The following is an 18,969-nucleotide window of genomic DNA, read 5'->3' as shown; positions in this document are numbered from 1 at the left end:
AGTAATTTCACCAATGCAAATTGCTTAATAAGAAGCTAAACAAGCAAATAAAGTAATTTCACCAATGCAAATTGCTTAATGATTAACTGAAACAATTTCTAAAAGGGAGCAAATATATGGATAATAAAATCAAAGCAGGCATTGCACTTGCAATAATCGTTTTAGTGGCTGTCATTGGCTTTTCATTCATTAATGAAAGCAATAATGTTGTAAATCAACTGTCTCCGCTTACTGAAAGTTTTGACTATTCCATGGAACCTATGACAACTTGGGATGATTCTAAAAAGGAATATTCCTTTAATCAGAACATCAGCAGTGCAAACGGTAAAGACTATAAGGACATCACCATCGATATATTGATGTATAACGATGGAAAATCCTTAGATAAGCATACCAGCACTATAAATAGCACTAAAGACGGTTCATTCAATTTAAAATTCACTCAAAGGCTCGAAGGAGAACCTGATGAATTTTATTATAATGTGACAAAGGCTACTGAAATATAAAAAATCGTTGAAATTTTTTATTCAAATTTTAACTTATTATTCCTCTATTTTTTTCTTTTTTCTTTTTTTTTATTTAAAAAATAATATAAAAGGACAAGAAATTTTAGAAGAAGAATAAACTAAAAATAATAATGATTAGAGAAAAACAGCAGCAAAAAAGAATAACTGGATAAAAAGTGATGAAAAAAGAATAACTAGATAAAAGTGATAAAAAATGAGTACTCGATAAAAAAAATGATAAAAAAAGAATAATTAGTAAAAAAAGACAAAAATAGTTAAAATAACTATTTTTGAAATATAATCAAATAATGTGACTTGCCTTGAGGAATGTCCTCTCCAGTATCTGGATTTAAAGAGAACAAACACATGCCATGTTCTTTAAAGACCTCTTCAAGATCTTCTGGACTGCTTCTTACAGTTATAGGAGGACCATGTTTAGCTTCCTGCTTCTTATAGTCCATGATTGCAATCTTGCCTCCAGGCTTTAAGATTCTCTTAAGCTCTTCAATAGCCTCATCCATTCTCCTGGTTGCCTTGAATCCATGCCATACATTAATAAGCAATATCATATCCACAGTATCATCATCAATATCAATATAATCAGGAATATCTGCACATATAGGAATTAGATTATCATAACCCTTTTCAACTGCAAATTTCTGAAGGTCTTCAATAGACGGTTCATAAATGTCAACTGCATAGATTGTTGCATCATCATCCAAAATATCTACAGCTTCTATTGCAGCATGTCCGTCTCCACATCCTGCATCCATAAAAACTTCATTTCCTTCAAGTCCAAGTTCCATAATAATTTCACGAGCGTCTAAAAATGACTCGCTTGACCTACCCTGAATGCGATGTCCATTAGCAGGTAAAAGTCCAGTTTTATTTCCCATAATATTCCTCCAATTAAATGAGTAGTTTAATTACCAAACTATAAAATAATTTAACATCGATTAAATTTAATAAGCAAAATATAATTTAGATTATTAAATCACCAAATATACATTTATTTTAACTGATATATAATAGTTTTCATAACGAAAAATGATCATTATTCAAAAATGGAAAAGACAAAAAATAATTCAATCAAGCAATACAATAATTCAAAGCAAACAATTTAATAATTCAATAAAAGCAATTTAATTATAAATTTTGCAAAAGCCTTCCATAAAGGAAAAGCTTTAGACCATTTATATGCTTTTAAAATAAACTAAGATTAAAAAAAAGTAGAAGGTGAGAAAAATGATTATCAATGGAAAACGTTCCTTAGCACATGTAGAGAAAGTAGCTTGGATTAAGCCAATTGAAGGAGCAGACAATATTGGGCTTATCGGAGTCCTTGGATGGACATGCATTGCAAAGATTGGTGAATTTAAGGAAGGTGACCATTGCGTATACATTGAAATCGATTCAAAGGTACCTGAAAAGGAATGGTCCGAGTTCCTTAGAGCTAAAAAATTCAAAATCAAGACAATGAGACTTGGAAAGTTCAAGGTTATCTCTCAAGGTCTTGCATTACCTCTTGACAAGTTTGATGTGGAAATCCCTAAAAAAGTGGGAACAGATGTAACAGAGCTTCTTGAGATTACCTACTCCAACCCCAAGGACATCAAGCGTAAAAGCGATGGTCCAAACAAATACGAAGAGATGGCTAGACGCAGAAAGGCATTATTCAGAAAGCCTTGGGCCAAATGGCTTATGAAAAGAGAATGGGGTAAGAGACTAATGTTTTTCATCTTCGGTAATGAGAAGGACGGTTCCAAAAGCTTCCCTAAGAAGTTTGAATACGTTCACAAAACCGACCAAGAACGTTGCGAAAACATGCCTGATGTCCTAAAGGACAAGACTCCATTCATCCGTACACAAAAATGTGAAGGATCATCTGGAACATTCATTCTTGAGCTTACAAACAGCAGACTTGGAAAAAGGGAATACGAGTTTTACGTATGCTCACGTAACTTAAGAGTCTTTGAGGATGAAAACACTGACTTTTGGGATGTTGCAGTTAAATACGACATTGAAAACAAGCTTAAGGATTATCTTGAAAAGCATAAGGACTGCTCTTATGTAGCATGGCAAGGAGAAGTCTGCGGACCAAGTATTCAAAACAACCCTCATAAGCTAAGCGAAAACCATTTATTCTGTTTCCATATGATTGACAGCGAAAAGGGCATGTTTGACATCCGTGAAGCTAAAGAGCTATGGGACGAATACGAAATAGAATCAGTTCCTATTGATGAGGAAGAATACATCCTTCCAGATGACTTTGAAGAATTCAAGCTAACTGCAGATGGGTTCTACGACCCTGAGGTTTGTGAAGGACAGAAGAAATGCAGAAGAGAAGGATTCGTTTACTACAAGACAACTGATCCTAACTTCAGTTTCAAGAACGTGTCTAGAAAGTACTTATTAAAGATTGGTGAATAAAAACGCTTATTTAGATAAGTAAAAAACACTATTTAAAATAGCTAAAAAAAACATTAATTAAAATAGATATCTTTTAAATAAGCAGAAACATCAATTTATAATAAAAACAGCGGAGAGTAATCTCCGCTTTTTTTATAAAATAAATTATAATTCACATAATAACGAATAAATTAAATAAAGAACTGAATAATCAAAAAAGTTAAAAGAGGATAAAATAAGTTAAATAAGAAAAAATAACTAAAAAATACTAAAAATAACTAAAAATAAGTGAAAAAAGATAAAATAAATAAAAATAAGTAAAATAAATTAAAAATAGCAAAAATAATAAAAAAAAATTAAAGCATAAAAAATGGTTAAAAATTATATAAAACCAATTAAACTAATTTAAAACCAATTTATCCACTGCCTTAACAAAGTCATCAGCCTGATGCTCTAAACTATTGTCCGGATTTCCTCTCATTTCAAATATGATAGAGGCAATTCCACCCTCTTCAAGAGGAATTGTAGAATACTGTGGACTTGTATAGCTAGCAGGCTCATAATAAGTAACATAAGGCAATGCCTTTGTAATGTTATTTGCAGCATCATATGCTAAAAGATCGCTAGAGACAGGAGCGAATATATAAGGGTCCTGTATATATCCTCCATTTGAAGAGTGAATGTCAATAACCAGGTCATAGCTCTTGTTAATTGAATCGTTTACTACAAACTCCTGAGCCAACAATTGACCATTCATCCTGCTCTGCTCAAAGTCGGCTGTTTCATTGGTTACATTGATTCTATAAACATAATATGAATAATTAAGTTCATTTGAGTTGTTTTGTAAAGCGTAATAAATTGCATCATGAGCGCTGAATTCCCTTGGATGCTGCCCTAGAATATATGCCACTTTAACAGGAGAGCTTGTATTTCCATAAGGACCTTCTATTGACACAGTTCCAATCTCATTCTTTCCTATTTGCTTTGCAGGCAATTTTACAAGAGCGTCATTAGTATCGGAATTGTTTAAGTAATCATTCACAAATGGAATCTGCTGGCCAACATCAGTGATTAGATTGTCATCGGCATTCCTAGTATAGTCATAGTAGATGATAAAGCACTCAGCAAGAATAACAATAAGTATGATTAAAATATAAAGTAACTTTTTAGAAGGTTTTTTGATTTTTCTTTTGGATTTTTATCATCTTCAGTCAAAATAAAACCTCCTAATTAATTTAATTAAAAAAATTTTTAAAAAAAAGTATATAGTATAATTTACTAAATAGAATAAAAATAGATGAAATCTTATAGATTTAAATAAAAATAAGGAAAACAGTTAAACTGGAAAATTATTTTTTCCAGGTTTGTCTAACTCCTCTTCCTTTTTTACTACCAGGTTTTTTGTAAGATCTTTTAGGTCTGGTTCTTTTGTTAGTACCTTTAACTTTAGCCATGATAATCCTCCTTTTTAGTTGTATTAATTAATAAGCATAAATTTAAACTTAAAACTTTTAATCGTCTGATTAAAAATATTTAAATCTCAAATTAAATTATTATTAGTTTTTAATAAAAAAAATTAATAGAATCCATTAATTTTTTATAAACAACACTAAATAAAATAACTTAATAATATATTTATTTTTAACCTTTATAAATCTTTTCCCTATTTAAGCAATCTTTTGGACTTGAAAAAGAAATTTCAATAAAAAGCCAATATTTTTGATAAAGGATATGATAAAAATTAGTCAAAATTGATAAAAAAAGGATATAATAAAAATTAATCAAAATTGATTAAAAAATAAAAAAAAAGAAAAAATAAATCAGATTAAGTAGTGTACTCTGCATTTATTTTAACATAATCATAGGTAAGATCACAGCCCCAAGCGGTTGCAGATGCGTCCCCTTGATATAAATCAACAAGTATGTTTATATTTTTCTCCTGCATGATTTTTTCTGCCAAGTCAAGGTTAGGGGTACCTTCAAATGCAAGGATTTTACCTTTATCTACCAAAATGGCTTCTTTTCCATTGTCATCACTTATAATCACAGTTATCATATTCTGGTCCATTTCACAGCCGGAATATCCCACTGCTGCAACTATCCTTCCCCAATTAGGGTCTCCGCCAAAAATAGCTGACTTAACAAGAGAAGAACTTATGACTGATTTAGAAGCTAAAATGGCATCATTTTCATCCTTAGCCCCATTCACCTTACATTCGATAAACTTGGTGGCTCCTTCGCCGTCACGAGCCATCATTTTAGCTAAGCTAATGCAGATGAAGTCTAATGCTTCCTGGAAATCAGGGTTAATCTCGCCATCATTTACAACTTCAACACCTGATTTGCCGTTTGCCATCAGGATAGCTGTGTCGTTGGTACTTTCATCACCATCAACTACAATCATGTTAAAGCTTTTATTAACTGCTGTTTTTAAGGCCTTATTGATATATTCAGCAGATATTGAAGCGTCAGTAGCCAAGAAACAAAGCATGGTTCCCATATTAGGTGCAATCATGCCCACTCCTTTGGTTACACCACCAATTGTGACCTTTTTCCCATCAATACTTGTCTCTACAGCAAATTGCTTATGATAGGTGTCAGTTGTCATTAATGATTTTGCAGCATCTGTAGATGCTTCATTTGAATGCTCTAATTTAGAAATGGACTCTTCCACCAATGGCAATATAATATCCATAGGCATCTTACGACCAATAACACCGGTAGATGCTGTTGCAATCTCAGATCTTGAGATTCCAGTGATACCTGACGCAAAATCAATTGTCTTATCACAGTCAACTATTCCATCCTCACCAGTAAAGCAGTTTGCATTTCCACTGTTTGCAACGACTAAAGATATTTTACCGCCTTTAATCATTTCCTTTGTATGAATAACTGGAGCTGCCACTACCTTATTTGATGTAAATACGGCAGAGGCATTGCTGTCTTTAGATTCTATAACTGCTAGGCCGTATTTGCCTTGGCGGCTACCTGCAGCCCTAACTCCATTAACCAGGCACATATTTCCTCCCTTCAAATAACCTTTAATATTAGACCATGATATCTTCCCTCTAGGAGCTAAAAAATTATTTTTTAAAATAGTAAAAAGTCTTAAAAATCAAATTAAAAAATATATTAAAAATAAATAATCAAATGAATGAATAATAAAATTAAAACAAATGATATTTAAGAAATAAAATAGATTTAAAATTTAAAATAAATGATATTTAAGAAATTAAATAGATTTAAAATTTAAAACAAATCATTTAATATATTAAATAGGTTTAAAATTTAAAATAAAATAAACGCAAGGATTTAAAACAAATTCCCTGCATCTGTTGAAGAATTATAGGCTGTAACGTTTTCTCCTTCAGTTACATTGTCGCTGTAAGAAGAAAATTCTATATGTGTGCCATCTTCGGTTTCAATAAGATTCCCGCTTTCATTATATTCAGTAATGTTTTTTGTCACATTAACATAGTGCACACCTTCAGATTCAGTTTGAGAGTTATCATCCCCTCCCATTATAACTGAAACTCCTAATGCAAGACCACAAATAAAAGCTATTAAGATTATAATCATCAAAATAGTCTTTAAATGTCCTCCACCTTCATTTGCCATAAATTCACCAATCCAATTTCTTAAATTAATTATAAAATTAATCACTAAATCTATCTAAAGTCTATTCTAAATTAAATAAACCCTAAAATTTATCTTATTAAACTAAAAAGCCATTCTAAATTAAATAAAACCCCATTTTAAATTAAGCATAATCTAAAATCATTTATTAAAAAAAATCAAACTACTTTAAAGTATAATAAGCCACTACAATAATAAATACCAAAATTCCATAAAGGCCAAAGCCTAAAACAGCCAATAAATAGCATAAAATAAATACCAACAGGAATGCAGTTACCAACTTGCCTTTCTTGGTAGTGAAAAGCTCACACAAGGTTCTTGAAAAGTCTGATGGAACATAATATGCATACAATCCGTTTGCCAAATCAAATACGATTAGAGTCAATGCCCCAAATCCTTTAATACCCTCTGCAATGTTTGCACGTTCTCCTGCCTCTCTTCTGCTTCTTCCAATACCTATCTTGACCTTTGCGCCATTATTTAGAATGAACCATGCACAGTCAAGGCCTGCACGAATTGCCACTCCCTTACTTGGGAAACGAGCAATAAGGTCATCTCCACCTTCACGGTAGCCTTCAATATGACCTTCACAGTTTTCCATAAACTCCTTGACGCTGGTCATAAGCTCTACAAGCTTGTTTTTACCATGCTTTGATATGAAATTAGTGGAATCCACTATGTCAATGAATAGATAATGCTGATATTCTGCATGTTCAGATTGTCCCAATTTAAATGGAGTGTCTAAAACAAGGGCATATTCCCCTCCTAATTTGGTGAATGCCACACCTGGAACATCTCCAACTTCCTTATTGAACTTGATTGATCTTTCAATGGCTGCAGCGCCAGTCATTCCTGCTGCTGCCCTTACACGAATGTTATTATCCAATCCAATCCCTACAAGCTTGATGGCTATTCTTATTGCATCGTTTTTAGACATCAATCTTGAAACAATCTCTGTTTCGCTTCTTTCAATAATCTCCCCATTTTCCCTTAAGATAATGTCTGTGAAGTAATCTATGATATAGGAAGGCTCTGAAAGCTCAACATACATGTATCTGTCACTTCCCATGATGATCTTGCTTACTAAGGCATATTCATCTATCTTGTTTTGAGCGGGAAGCAATTCATAAAAGCTATGATTTTCTGGAATATTTTCACGGCCAACATCTCTAACTAGATTAGTGAAGATACTTTCTGTAGTAATATTCGCTTTATCGATTTCCATAAGCATTGTTTGAGTATAATTGAACATATCTACATACTCTGTTTCAAGCTCTGTAGTAGGAAAATACTTAGTTCCTATACTAAGTATGTTATGCTTGGTAATTAGAGAAACAATACGTCTTAATACACTATTATTAGCCATTTTCTAACCTCCTTCCAGTTATAAGTAAATGATTAGATATAAATTAATTTCTGATAAATTAAATGATTTAAACAAATTTTTCTTATTTAAATGTCTTATTTAAATGATATAAATTAACATTCCTTGTTTATAAATATGATTTAAAATAAAATTAATAAAATATAGAATAAATAGATTAATTAAAAAATAATTAAAATATTTATTTCCTAAAAAGATATTTTTAAAGAATTCTTTTCTAACTATCTTCCCAATAAGGAACTATTTTTTCTTCTTATCCTTATCTTTAGATTTATCTTTCTTTTTCTTTTTAGAATTCTTCTCTAAATAGATTTCAAACTCACCAGGTTTTTCCAAAATCATATTAGGCTTAACTGAAACAAATGGAAACTTCCAGGAACCTAATCTGCCAGCAATTGTACTTGCTATATTTCTGGAATTCTTCTTGATAAATACCTCATCATAGGTGTTTGTCTGAATCTCAATATTGAATGGAGGAATATCTTCCACCTCATCTGTAAGGACAATATTCAATCCGAAATATCCTGGCTTAATAAAGAGGTCATTTCTAACTGCAATCAAAGGCTTATGAACCAATCTTAACCTATCTGCCACAGTGACTGAAATATTACCTGCATCCTTTACTGCAGCCTTATAATCCTTAGGATGGACAAGAACAAAAATAACATAAGGGACAGAGGTCTCTACGTCATCAACCATTTCCATGACCTTGTCAAACATAGGAAGCTTTGAAAATATTCCTTCGATTTTAGAGGACATATCATCCCTTTCAGATTGGTCTAAAATCAAAATGGCTTGTTTTGCAACATTCAAAGGTGTGAACTTAGTTGTCTCCTTTCCCTTATAAACAACCCAACGCTTGCGCTCAAGCTCATTTAAGATTTCATCACAGATGTTCTGCAAGAGATTTTTAACCTTCTTAGGTTTCTTTGTCTTACCTAATATTAACTCATTGTCCTTTATTGAAAAAGGAATCCTCATGCTGTTGATATCTGGAAATTCAGACATGAAGTCCCTAAACTTATCGTTGGATAGAATCTTTGCATTTTCATCATAAGCCAAGTCAAGGATATAGTGATCTGCCACATTTCCGATAGGAACCTCATCGATGATTCCATCTTCAACAAGCCTTACAAAAGTGTCCTTATCATCAATATTATGACGCAATGATGCATCTGCTATAATTAAAAAATCATGATGCCCCTGTTCCAATGCCTTAACAGCCAAGGTAATGTTCTTTAATTTAGCCTTTGAATTTTCCCCTTTTTGATAATGAGCCACATTAGCTGCATCTATAATAACTTTCAAACTATCACCCATTAAAAGTTCTTTAGATATTTGTATTTTTTATCAGTTTAATAATTTATTTATAAATTAAATATTTTTATCATTTTAATAATTTATGGTTATAAATTAAATATTTTTTCATTTGATTTTACTATATTAAAATTTGCAAGCATTAATTCCATAAATTTCATTGAAAAAATCTTCTGGAATTTAATTCATTATTTTAATAAGATATTTGACCCATTTTTGAGCAAATATTAAAAATCTTAGTTTATATTATATTATAATAATAATATGAGTTAATACTATATTTAAATCTATTGAATAAAATCTCAAATATTGAAAAAATTTAAGCAAAATTCTTAATTTTAAGCAAATATTAATTTTTAACAAAATAACTGATAAAATAAGATTTATTAAAAATTAAATAATATAAAATCTAAATAAATAATTAAAAAAATAAAATTCGAGGGATTTTTATGTCACATGTTGAAAAGTCATTAGAATTATTTGAAGCTAAATTTAATTGTGCCCAATCAGTTTTTTGCAGTTTTTCAAAAGAATTTGGCCTTGATGAGAAACAAGCATTAAAAATAGCCGCTTGTTTTGGTAGCGGTATGCGTAAAGGCGAAGTCTGCGGAGCTTGTAGTGGAGCATTGATGGTTTTAGGTTTAAAATATGGTCAGAGCGAACTTGGAGATAGAGATAGCAAACTGAAATCTGATAAGAAGTGCACTGACTTTTTAGAGGAATTTGAAAGAGCAAATGGTTCTTATATTTGCAATGAATTATTAGGGTGTGATATAAGAACTGAAAAAGGAGTTAATTATGCTAAAGAGAATAATCTTTTTATCGAATTTTGTCCAAAATTCGTAGAATCTGCAACATTGATAGTTGAAAAAATATTAAAAGAAGAATAGGACATATAAAAAGAATTAATGATTTAAACTAAAATCCTAAGGAATAGATGCTGTTTGAAATGATTGTTCTTTTAAAAATGTCCAACTCTTCCTCATTTGGATCCCGAATCAGATTAGGCAATCCCTTAATTTTTCCAAAGGACTCTTTAGCTTCATCAAATCTTTTAGCCCTAGCCAATGCAATGGCCTTATTAAGATATGGGTAAAGATATTTCTCATCAATAGTGTTACATCTGTCGAAATACCTAATAGACAAGTCACAGTCATCCAAATAGAAGAATATCATTCCCATTGCATTCAATGCAAACAAGTCATTCTTATTTTCTTCAAGGATCTCTTCATTTAGCATATAAGCATAGAATAGATTGTTTTGAATGAAAAGGTAATGCAAAACAGCTCCTTTTTTCTTTGAAATCTCGTCCTTTTCAATGTCTATATCCTCATAGAGAAAGAGCTTAAAAAATTCCCTTTTAACATCATCCATAAGGCTTAAGACCAAATATTTACAGCTTGAATCTGCTTTAATCGCTTTTTGATAATAATCCAAGGCTTCTAAAACAATCTTATTCTCATGGGATGCAAGACCCCTCCCAATTAAGTCCTTTGCTTCAATGCTATAATCATCCAAATCGGTATCAGAGAGCTTAATTTTCAATTCACCATAAACTTCACTTTTCATAGCTAAAATAAGCTCTTTCTTATCAGGATAGTATTTGGCTATCTCATCGTAATAATCCAAAGATTCTTCCAAATGTCCCTTTTTTCTTAAAATCAATGCCTTATTAATTAGGGAAGTGAAATCTTGGCTGTCAAAATCATTTAAAACCATATCAAAACATTCTTCAGCCTCATCGATTTTATCAAATGCATTTAAAATGGAACCCTTTCCATTCAATGAATTTATTATAAGGGAAGATAAGTTATTTTCCTTGATTTCATCAGGTGTGAACTTGAAAAAATCATCCAGAATTTCATTAAAATAATCCAATGCTTTGAAAGAATCTGTATGAATCAATTTTAAAGCCTTTTCCACCCTTGATGGAAAATCGTATGAATTTATATCATTTTTGTTTGAATCTTGAGACATCATTTCACCAAATAATTAAGAATCTTAGACCCCATTTCACCAAATAATTAAGAATCTTAGACCCCATTTCACCAAATAATTAAGAATCTTAGACCCCATTTCACCAAATAATTGAAATAGAAAAGTTATGATTAACATTTAAACATCTTTAATAGAAATTAAAGAGTTAATTAATCTAAAAGCATATTAAAGGAGAACTCTTCAATTGCCCCATCAACCACCTTTAGAATAGACTCTGAAAGGTCAGGATAGTCATCGCTTATAGGAACCGGAATATTATCACAGTATACAAGCTCTATTCCAGATTCTATTGCCTCCTTAGTGACAATATCAACTGCAGCTGCCTTAAGCTCAGTCACTATGCAATCGACATCATCCTTGTATTTTTCAATATCCTCCTGAAGAAGAGGCCTGTTTGAAAGATGAGAGCTTAATCCAACTATCTCACAGGAATAAGTCTCTTCAAGATAGCTTGATAAAACATCCCTAACCGCTTCAGGAGCTGTGGTAACAAATAAAACTTTTTTGCCATTAATATCTGACAATGGCTTAGGCCTAAAGACTGTAGATATCACATCAACATCAGGTTTGATCTTATGGATGAAGTCTTCGATTTCCTTTATCTTTTCCTTGCTTGCCATCGGTTCCTCACACATTGTCAGGATAACCAAATCCCCTAACATTATGCGATAAGGACCAAAGTATCCGAGAATATTTCCTATTGGCTGGTTTGCACCTACCAGAACAATGGATTTGTCTGTCTTAATCGGAGGAATGGCTGCACCGCTTCCTTCAAAGATAACAAATTTAGCATCCTGCTTATTTGCCTTTTTAGCTGCCTTATCCATATTTGTGACAAAGACATCGCCGGCCATTCCGCCTCCACAGCGTCTGGAGCCGATTGTCAATACACGGCTCATAAGGGCATCTTCCCAGTGATCGCTTGCTGCATGAATTCCCTTATTGGATTGCTCAAGCAAATACTCCGGATTAATTTCAATCTCATTTCCATGAACTACTTCAGGTTCTTCAGGACCTCCGCGACCCATAGCAACAATGCATGGATTATAGTTATTCTTGTCAATCAATCGAGCAGCATAGCCTGAAACTGCAGTCTTTCCTATGCGCTTTCCAGTTCCTAAAATCTTTAGGGAAGGCTTTTTCATTATTTCATATTGAGTCAAAGGCTCAAATTCAAAATCAGCCCCCTTGTAAATTACTCCACAGGACAGTACAACAGAAGCTATCTTAAAGCGCTTGTCATAATCAAGAACAGGCTCATCGCTTAAGTCCATCACAATATTTGCATTATGCTTTTTGATGACATCTTCAATCAATTTATATGGAATCTGGTTTTTATCCTTTCCAAAGTAAACGGGAGTGTCTAAAAGTTCGCTATACTCTTCCTCATCACCTAATTTAAGCTTTTCAGTTCCGCCTATAAAAACAAGAGCCACAACTTCAATATGGTCAATGCTATTAATGGAATTTACAGCAGAACGGGTCACCGGAAGGTAATGCTCTCCATCCACTAAACAAACAACTTTACGAGTAGACATAATTATTCTCCTTATTAATTAACTATTTTTAAATCACATTATCTCAATAGATTTATGGTAATATTCAAAATATCGTTTAAAAACTACAAAATTAAACTTTTAAAACAAACTTCCTCAAATTATATATATTAGTTAAACTTTTTAATATAAATTATTTTGCTTTTTTTGATAAAATCCAATTTAACTCCCATCAAAATTGATATGAAAGTGTTAAATTGACTTGATATTGAAAGAAGCCATAATAATTAATTTAATTAAGTTTAGATGATTCTAAGTAAAGATTTATAAAAAAAATTTAATGAATTAATCATGAACGTATAAAAAATTTTATGAATTAATCATGACCTTATAAAAAAATTAATGTATTAATCATAAACTAATTATTCTAGAAAAAATACTGAAAAAAGAGGATAATACAGAATAACTAAAAAACTAAAAATAGAAATAAAAATTAAGTAAAAAAGAAAAAATAGTTTAAATAAAAAAAAGAAAGAATTATTTTGATTGAGCTGCTTCAGCAGCCTTTAATTCCTTTTTAGATCTTCTAACAAGATCCCTTAATGCATTTGATACATTTGGTGGTATGGAACCTTCTTCCTTATGCAAGATCACTTCTGAAATAGTGTTTGAAAGAACGAAGATTGCCTGTTTATGCTCCGCTTTTGTTCTGTGAATATGATGAGGGCTTATGTTAAGCGCAAGATACTCCTCAATATATTCATGAGCATTATTATCTGTGTCTAAATATTTTAAAACATATACTAAAAATTGATGTAATTGAATCATTTCATCTTTATACATATAATACCTTACCCTATATTTTAAAATTTCTAATAAAAATAAATAATAAGTTATTTAATTAAAAAATTAAACAAATGTAGCTTAATTATGAAAAATTAAACAAATGCTGCTTAATTAGAATTAAAATAACAGATAAATTAAAATTTAAAACAATACAACAAAACAAAACCCAAATACCCTAAAACAAACAGCCTATCCAATAATCCTTTTACCTCTCACTTATTGGATGGTGCAAATTGAGTTTAATAACTTTTAAAAATCCATACTACTTATCCCAATTAAGATACCTGGCCTTTTTGATTTTGCTATTACTATTTTAATCAAAATTATATTTAAAATTTACCCTTTACTATATAAATTTTTATATTTTATTCTTTGTAAGAATTTAAATATAAATCTTTTTGTTAAACTAGTTAAAATTTTAATATTCTTAAAAAAGTTTTTAGAGATAAAAACTAATATGAACCCTATTTTGAACAATATCTATATAAAATATGAATGTTAAAATTAATAATGTATAAAAATATTCATAATAAACAATATAAGATATTATAATAAAAGGAATTTTATCATATCAAAACAAAACTTAAGAAAAGATAAGATAAAAGCAATCAGCATATCAAATCAAAACTTAAGAGAAGATAAGATAAAAGCAATCAGCATATAATTTTAATTGTTTATTAAATAATTTTTATTTGACAGTACTTATTATCCAAGAGTGATTCGATGGAAATTTTAAGATATGAGAGAGAAACTGCAGATGAGCTAATCAAAAGGTCACAGGCAGACATCAATGAAATATTAAACATCGTTCAAGACATCCTATCCGACGTAAAGGAAAACAAGGATGAAGCGGTTAAAAGATACACTGCAAAGTTTGACAGATGCGAATTAGATGATTTGCAAGTTTCCGACGAAGAAATCAAGAATGCTTATGATAATCTAGATACTGATCTTATAGATGCCCTTAAAAGGGCTTCCCAAAACATTGAAAAGTTCCATAAGGCCCAAATTCCAGAGGAATGGTCTATGGAAGTGGCAAAAGGTATCACAGCAGGGCAGATAATCAGACCGATCAATAGCGTCGGCTGCTATATTCCAGGAGGAAGAGCTGCCTATCCATCATCCATATTAATGGAAGTGATTCCGGCTAAGATTGCAGGAGTGGAAAGAATCATATGCTGCACCCCTCCAGGAGCCGACGGAAGAATATTGGATGCAATACTTGTAGCGGCAGACTTGGCGGGAGCAGATGAAATCTACAAGTGCGGAGGCGCACAGGCAATCGCTGCAATGGCATTTGGAACAGAATCAATCCAAAAGGTTGAAAAGATTGTAGGTCCAGGGAATGTCTTTGTTACAGGAGCTAAAAAGCTTGTCTATGGTGATGTGGACATTGAGTTTCCAGCAGGCCCTTCAGAGGTATTGATTCTTGCAGATAAGACTGCAATTCCAGAATATCTTGCCCATGACTTCCTATCACAGGCAGAGCATGACCCTGAAGCATCATGCTTTTTAGTGACTGATGATGAAAAAATAGCAGAAGAATCCAACGACCTTATAGAAAGATTCACTAAGGAAGCTGTAAGAAAAGAGATAATTCAAGAGTCCTTGGAAAAGCACGGACATATAATTCTCTGCAAAGATATGGAAGAGGCCATTGAATTTACAAATACCTATGCTCCAGAGCATTTGATCATATCAACTGAAGATGACAATGCAATCCTTGATAAAATCAAAAATGCAGGATCCATATTCTTAGGAAAATACTCTCCAGTGGCAGCAGGTGACTATGGCTCTGGAACAAACCATGTTCTTCCCACAAGCGGTGGAGCTAAGATGTATTCAGGCCTTTCAACCGAATCATTCATCAAAAAGCCTACCGTTCAGACCATAACAAAAGAGGGTATTGAAGAGCTATCCAAGACAGTCATTCCAATTGCAGAATATGAAGGCTTTTATGCTCATGCAAATTCAGTGAAAGTAAGATTAGATAAAAACGAATAGTTATAAGCAAAAACGAACTAGAATAAATTATTATTTTTTTAAAATAATAATTAAAATAATAGAAACTAATAAAAATTACAATTATACTTATTTGAAATACTTATTTAAAATATTTATTTAAAATTTATTTAAAATAACTTTTTTAAAATACTTATTTAAAATAAGATTATAATTAAAAAGATATTTAAAAAACTATAATAATTAGAGGCGATAAAGTGGATTACTTATTACGCGATTTAAGAAGAACTCATTATTCCAAAGACGTAAACCCAGACATCAGCGGTGAAGAAGTTATTATAATGGGTTGGGTACATGAAATCAGAGACTTAGGCGGAATCATCTTTGTAATCATCAGAGACAGAGACGGATTGGTACAGATTACCGCACCAAGCAAGAAAGTAGATGCAGAAATCCTTGAAGAGCTAAGGGCACTTAGAAAAGAGTCTGTAGTTGCAATCAAAGGAACTGTTCAAGAGGCAGGAAAAGCACCAAACGGCGTGGAAATCATTCCAATCAAGACAACTATCCTAAACCCTGCAAAACAGCCATTGCCAATGGATCCAACCGAAAAGGTCAAGGCTGAAATCGATACCAGACTAAACTCAAGATTCCTTGACTTAAGAAAAGCAAACGTAAGCTCAATCTTCAAGATAAAGGCAAACATGTTTAAGGCAGTTCGCCAATACTTCGACGAACAGGGCATGATTGAAATCAACACCCCTAAGCTTGTAGCTTCTGCAACCGAAGGAGGAACAGAGCTTTTCCCAATCACATACTTTGAAAAGGAAGCTTTCTTAGGCCAATCCCCTCAATTATACAAGCAAATGATGATGGGAGCTGGATTCGACAAGGTATTTGAAATCGGACAAATATTTAGGGCAGAAGAGCACGACACCCTTAGACACTTGAATGAAGCAGTCTCAATCGACTGTGAAATCTCCTTTGCAGATGATGTGGATGTCATGAACGTATTGGACGGCATGATTACCAGAGTTCTCCAATCCACTAAGGAAAACTGTGCAAAAGAGCTTGAAACCTTAGAATACGACTTAAGCGCTATCCCTGAAGGACCATTCCCAGAAGTCAAATATGACGATGCTGTAGACATCATCAACTCTAAAGGAATCGATATGGAATGGGGAGAAGACTTATCCAGAGAAGCTGAAAAAGCTTTAGGAGACACTCAAGAAGGTTTCTACTTCTTAACCGATTGGCCATCAGCAATCAAGCCATTCTATGCAATGCCTTATGAAGACAGACCTGAAATCAGCCATGCTTTCGACTTGATGTATAAGAACCTAGAGATCTCCTCAGGTTCAATCAGGGTTCACCAATATGACCTTTTAGTAAAGCAGATGATTGAAAGGGACTTAAACCCAGATGGATTCGGAAGCTATCTCAAGGCATTTGAATATGGTATGGCCCCTCACGCAGGTTGGGGTGTAGGTGCAGACAGATTGGCTATGGTTTTAACCGGTGTTGAAAACATTAGAGAAACTGTTCTCTTCCCAAGAGACAGACACAGATTAACTCCTTAGTTGATTTGAGCAAATAATTGTAAAAGCAATTAAAACAAAACAATTGTAAAAACAATCAAAAAAAAATTGCAAAAGCAATTAAATTAAATTAATCGGAAAAAAAAAAACAATTTAAAAACAATTGCAAAAGCAATTAAAATTAAATAAATAAAGATAAACTCTTTATTTATTATTTTTCTTTTTTTAAAACTAAAAACATATTAAAACAATTCTATTTTTCTTATTTTCAATGAAATAATAAAAATCAATCATACTTATTCAATTATAAAAACAAAAAAATTAAAATTAAAAAATTAAGACTAAATTCAAGGTAATAACATGAAAGAATACAAGATAGCAATTATAGGAGGAGGGCCAGCAGGAATGATAGCTGCAATAAGAGCCGCAGAAATATTAGGCCCAAATGCAGTATGCATTCTAGAGAAGAATGAAAGCTTAGGAAAAAAGCTTCTTTTAACAGGAGGAGGCCGTTGCAACATAACAAACAACACTCCAATCCACGATCAGCTTAACTATTACAATAAAAACAAAAACTTCCTAAAGCACTCATTATACACACTTCCACAAGACAAGCTACTTGCCATCTTTGAAGAGAAAGACCTTGAATTTCACCAAGAGGACAATAAAAGGGTCTTCCCAGACAGCGAAGATGCCCATGACATACTGGACATTTTAGAGGAATATCTTGAAGAGTTAGGGGTAGATGTGTATAACAATACTCCAATAAATGCTCAAGACATAGAGCATGAATTAAATGAAAGGATGGAACCGGTATTTGAAATAGAAAATGAAAAGATATCATTAAATGCATCAAAGATTATAGTATCTACAGGAGGCATCACCTATCCAAATACAGGTTCCGATGGAGATGGATATAAAATAGCATCTCACATGAATCATACAATTACAGACATCAAGCCGGGACTTGTCTCATTCAATATTGATGACTTTCTGCTTAAGACCTTATCCGGACTCACTTTAGAGAATGTTGAAGTCTCATTTAAGGATAAGAAGAAAAAGATATCTGTAAAAGGGGATATCTTGATTAGCCACTTTGGCCTTACAGGCCCTGCAATTATTGATTTGTCCAACAGATTGCTTGAAAAATCCGATTTAACTGTCCTTGACGACAAGTTAAACCTAAAGAGCAGAGATGAAATAGAGGAATTGGAACTCTTTACAAACAGGATTACAATCGACTTTACTCCAGATCTAACAGAGGAAGATATAAAGAACCAGATAACAAAGGACAGCCCGAAGAATGGAAAGATGGCAATAAAGAACTATATGAAGAAATACCTTCCAAATAACTTTATTGATTATTTCCTAATGAAGATAGACATCAATCCGAAGAAGACTATGGCAAACATTACTAAAAAGGATAAGAACAAATTGGCTGAAAACCTTAAAAGGCATGTCTTTGAGATAGAATCCCTTGAGATGGACCTGGCAAAGGTTACCATTGGAGGAGTCAAATCAAAGGAGATAGATGCAAAGACACTTGAATCCAAGTATGTGGAAGGATTATACTTTGCAGGAGAAGTTCTTGAAGTAGCTGGACCTACTGGAGGATATAACCTACAGATAGCATTTTCAACTGGATACTTAGCAGGTCAAGAGGCTGCTAATAGCTTAAAAAACGAATAAAAATAATCAAAAACAGACATTCATCATTTAAGCAAAAAATAAATTAAATAACCCCTAAAGATACTATTTAAACCATTTAAAAATAGTATCTTAATTTTTTTAAAGGATAAATTAGTTCGTATTATAAGAAACTAAATAAAATAAGAAAAACAGAAAATCAAAAATAATAAAAATTAATAAAAAAAGTT

The 18,969-nt window shown here is 32.1% G+C and carries 15 protein-coding genes; 6 read left to right on the top strand and 9 right to left on the bottom strand.

Annotation, left to right across the window (positions count from 1 at the left end):
* The first annotated feature begins 116 nt into the window (after positions 1–116).
* Entirely contained in the window at positions 117–506 is a 390-nt protein-coding gene (locus tag MRU_RS05165) for a hypothetical protein (protein ID WP_012955828.1), read from the top strand.
* 284 nt (positions 507–790) lie between these two features.
* Here MRU_RS05165 and MRU_RS05160 read toward each other — a convergent pair whose 3' ends face one another.
* Positions 791–1,402, bottom strand: a complete 612-nt coding sequence (locus tag MRU_RS05160; protein ID WP_012955827.1) for a class I SAM-dependent methyltransferase — start codon at positions 1,400–1,402, stop codon at positions 791–793.
* A 349-nt stretch (positions 1,403–1,751) separates the two neighbouring features.
* Between MRU_RS05160 and MRU_RS05155 the strand changes: the two genes are divergently transcribed.
* Complete coding sequence (locus tag MRU_RS05155) at positions 1,752–2,936, top strand: RNA ligase family protein (protein WP_012955826.1); 1,185 nt, start codon at positions 1,752–1,754, stop codon at positions 2,934–2,936.
* A 379-nt stretch (positions 2,937–3,315) separates the two neighbouring features.
* On the opposite strand, the gene MRU_RS05150 is transcribed toward MRU_RS05155, so the two are convergent.
* From MRU_RS05150 to MRU_RS05130, 5 genes are all read right to left on the bottom strand, one after another.
* Positions 3,316–3,957, bottom strand: a complete 642-nt coding sequence (locus MRU_RS05150) for a hypothetical protein (protein ID WP_012955825.1) — start codon at positions 3,955–3,957, stop codon at positions 3,316–3,318.
* Between the two features lie 783 nt (positions 3,958–4,740).
* Positions 4,741–5,934, bottom strand: coding sequence for a bifunctional ornithine acetyltransferase/N-acetylglutamate synthase (argJ, locus tag MRU_RS05145; protein ID WP_012955824.1), 1,194 nt, complete (start codon positions 5,932–5,934; stop codon positions 4,741–4,743).
* Between the two features lie 293 nt (positions 5,935–6,227).
* On the bottom strand, positions 6,228–6,533 hold the full coding sequence (locus MRU_RS05140; protein ID WP_012955823.1) for a hypothetical protein: 306 nt from the start codon (positions 6,531–6,533) through the stop codon (positions 6,228–6,230).
* Positions 6,534–6,714: 181 nt separating this feature from the next.
* Entirely contained in the window at positions 6,715–7,917 is a 1,203-nt protein-coding gene (locus tag MRU_RS05135; protein WP_012955822.1) for a hypothetical protein, read from the bottom strand.
* Between the two features lie 258 nt (positions 7,918–8,175).
* Entirely contained in the window at positions 8,176–9,243 is a 1,068-nt protein-coding gene (locus tag MRU_RS05130; protein WP_048812427.1) for an NYN domain-containing protein, read from the bottom strand.
* 458 nt (positions 9,244–9,701) lie between these two features.
* On the opposite strand from MRU_RS05130, the gene MRU_RS05125 reads away from it, so the two are divergent.
* Entirely contained in the window at positions 9,702–10,142 is a 441-nt protein-coding gene (locus MRU_RS05125; protein ID WP_012955820.1) for a C-GCAxxG-C-C family protein, read from the top strand.
* Between the two features lie 28 nt (positions 10,143–10,170).
* On the opposite strand, the gene MRU_RS05120 is transcribed toward MRU_RS05125, so the two are convergent.
* The 3 genes from MRU_RS05120 to MRU_RS05110 all read right to left on the bottom strand — a co-directional run bounded on the left by MRU_RS05120 (position 10,171) and on the right by MRU_RS05110 (position 13,589).
* Positions 10,171–11,229: a tetratricopeptide repeat protein gene (locus tag MRU_RS05120; protein WP_048812426.1), complete on the bottom strand. Its 1,059-nt coding sequence runs from the start codon at positions 11,227–11,229 to the stop codon at positions 10,171–10,173.
* 170 nt (positions 11,230–11,399) lie between these two features.
* Positions 11,400–12,791, bottom strand: a complete 1,392-nt coding sequence (locus tag MRU_RS05115) for a 2,3-diphosphoglycerate synthetase (protein WP_048812425.1) — start codon at positions 12,789–12,791, stop codon at positions 11,400–11,402.
* Between the two features lie 492 nt (positions 12,792–13,283).
* Positions 13,284–13,589, bottom strand: coding sequence for a UPF0058 family protein (locus tag MRU_RS05110; protein WP_012955817.1), 306 nt, complete (start codon positions 13,587–13,589; stop codon positions 13,284–13,286).
* 726 nt (positions 13,590–14,315) lie between these two features.
* Between MRU_RS05110 and hisD the strand changes: the two genes are divergently transcribed.
* From hisD to MRU_RS05095, 3 genes are all read left to right on the top strand, one after another.
* Positions 14,316–15,596 carry a histidinol dehydrogenase gene (gene hisD, locus MRU_RS05105; protein ID WP_012955816.1) on the top strand — a complete coding sequence of 427 codons (1,281 nt, stop codon included), beginning with the start codon at positions 14,316–14,318 and terminating at the stop codon, positions 15,594–15,596.
* A gap of 215 nt (positions 15,597–15,811) precedes the next feature.
* A complete protein-coding gene (gene aspS / locus MRU_RS05100; protein ID WP_012955815.1) occupies positions 15,812–17,134 on the top strand; it encodes an aspartate--tRNA(Asn) ligase in 1,323 nt (440 codons plus the stop codon).
* Between the two features lie 318 nt (positions 17,135–17,452).
* Positions 17,453–18,781, top strand: coding sequence for a BaiN/RdsA family NAD(P)/FAD-dependent oxidoreductase (locus MRU_RS05095; RefSeq protein ID WP_012955814.1), 1,329 nt, complete (start codon positions 17,453–17,455; stop codon positions 18,779–18,781).
* Positions 18,782–18,969: the final 188 nt, after the last annotated feature.

Origin of the sequence: Methanobrevibacter ruminantium M1 (genome assembly GCF_000024185.1) — an archaeon.
In the GTDB taxonomy this organism is placed as follows: Archaea; Methanobacteriota; Methanobacteria; order Methanobacteriales; family Methanobacteriaceae; genus Methanobrevibacter; species Methanobrevibacter ruminantium.
The sequence above is the reverse complement of the archived record's forward strand: the minus strand, read 5'-3'. Positions and strand labels throughout refer to the sequence as shown.

Coding starts and splice junctions, on each gene's coding strand:
- MRU_RS05125 (WP_012955820.1), top strand. CDS start 9,702: ATGTCACATGTTGAAAAGTCATTAGAATTATTTGAAGCTAAATTTAAT.
- MRU_RS05165 (WP_012955828.1), top strand. CDS start 117: ATGGATAATAAAATCAAAGCAGGCATTGCACTTGCAATAATCGTTTTA.
- MRU_RS05160 (WP_012955827.1), bottom strand. CDS start 1,402: ATGGGAAATAAAACTGGACTTTTACCTGCTAATGGACATCGCATTCAG.
- MRU_RS05120 (WP_048812426.1), bottom strand. CDS start 11,229: ATGTCTCAAGATTCAAACAAAAATGATATAAATTCATACGATTTTCCA.
- MRU_RS05095 (WP_012955814.1), top strand. CDS start 17,453: ATGAAAGAATACAAGATAGCAATTATAGGAGGAGGGCCAGCAGGAATG.
- argJ (WP_012955824.1), bottom strand. CDS start 5,934: ATGTGCCTGGTTAATGGAGTTAGGGCTGCAGGTAGCCGCCAAGGCAAA.
- hisD (WP_012955816.1), top strand. CDS start 14,316: ATGGAAATTTTAAGATATGAGAGAGAAACTGCAGATGAGCTAATCAAA.
- MRU_RS05135 (WP_012955822.1), bottom strand. CDS start 7,917: ATGGCTAATAATAGTGTATTAAGACGTATTGTTTCTCTAATTACCAAG.
- MRU_RS05155 (WP_012955826.1), top strand. CDS start 1,752: ATGATTATCAATGGAAAACGTTCCTTAGCACATGTAGAGAAAGTAGCT.
- MRU_RS05140 (WP_012955823.1), bottom strand. CDS start 6,533: ATGGCAAATGAAGGTGGAGGACATTTAAAGACTATTTTGATGATTATA.
- MRU_RS05110 (WP_012955817.1), bottom strand. CDS start 13,589: ATGTATAAAGATGAAATGATTCAATTACATCAATTTTTAGTATATGTT.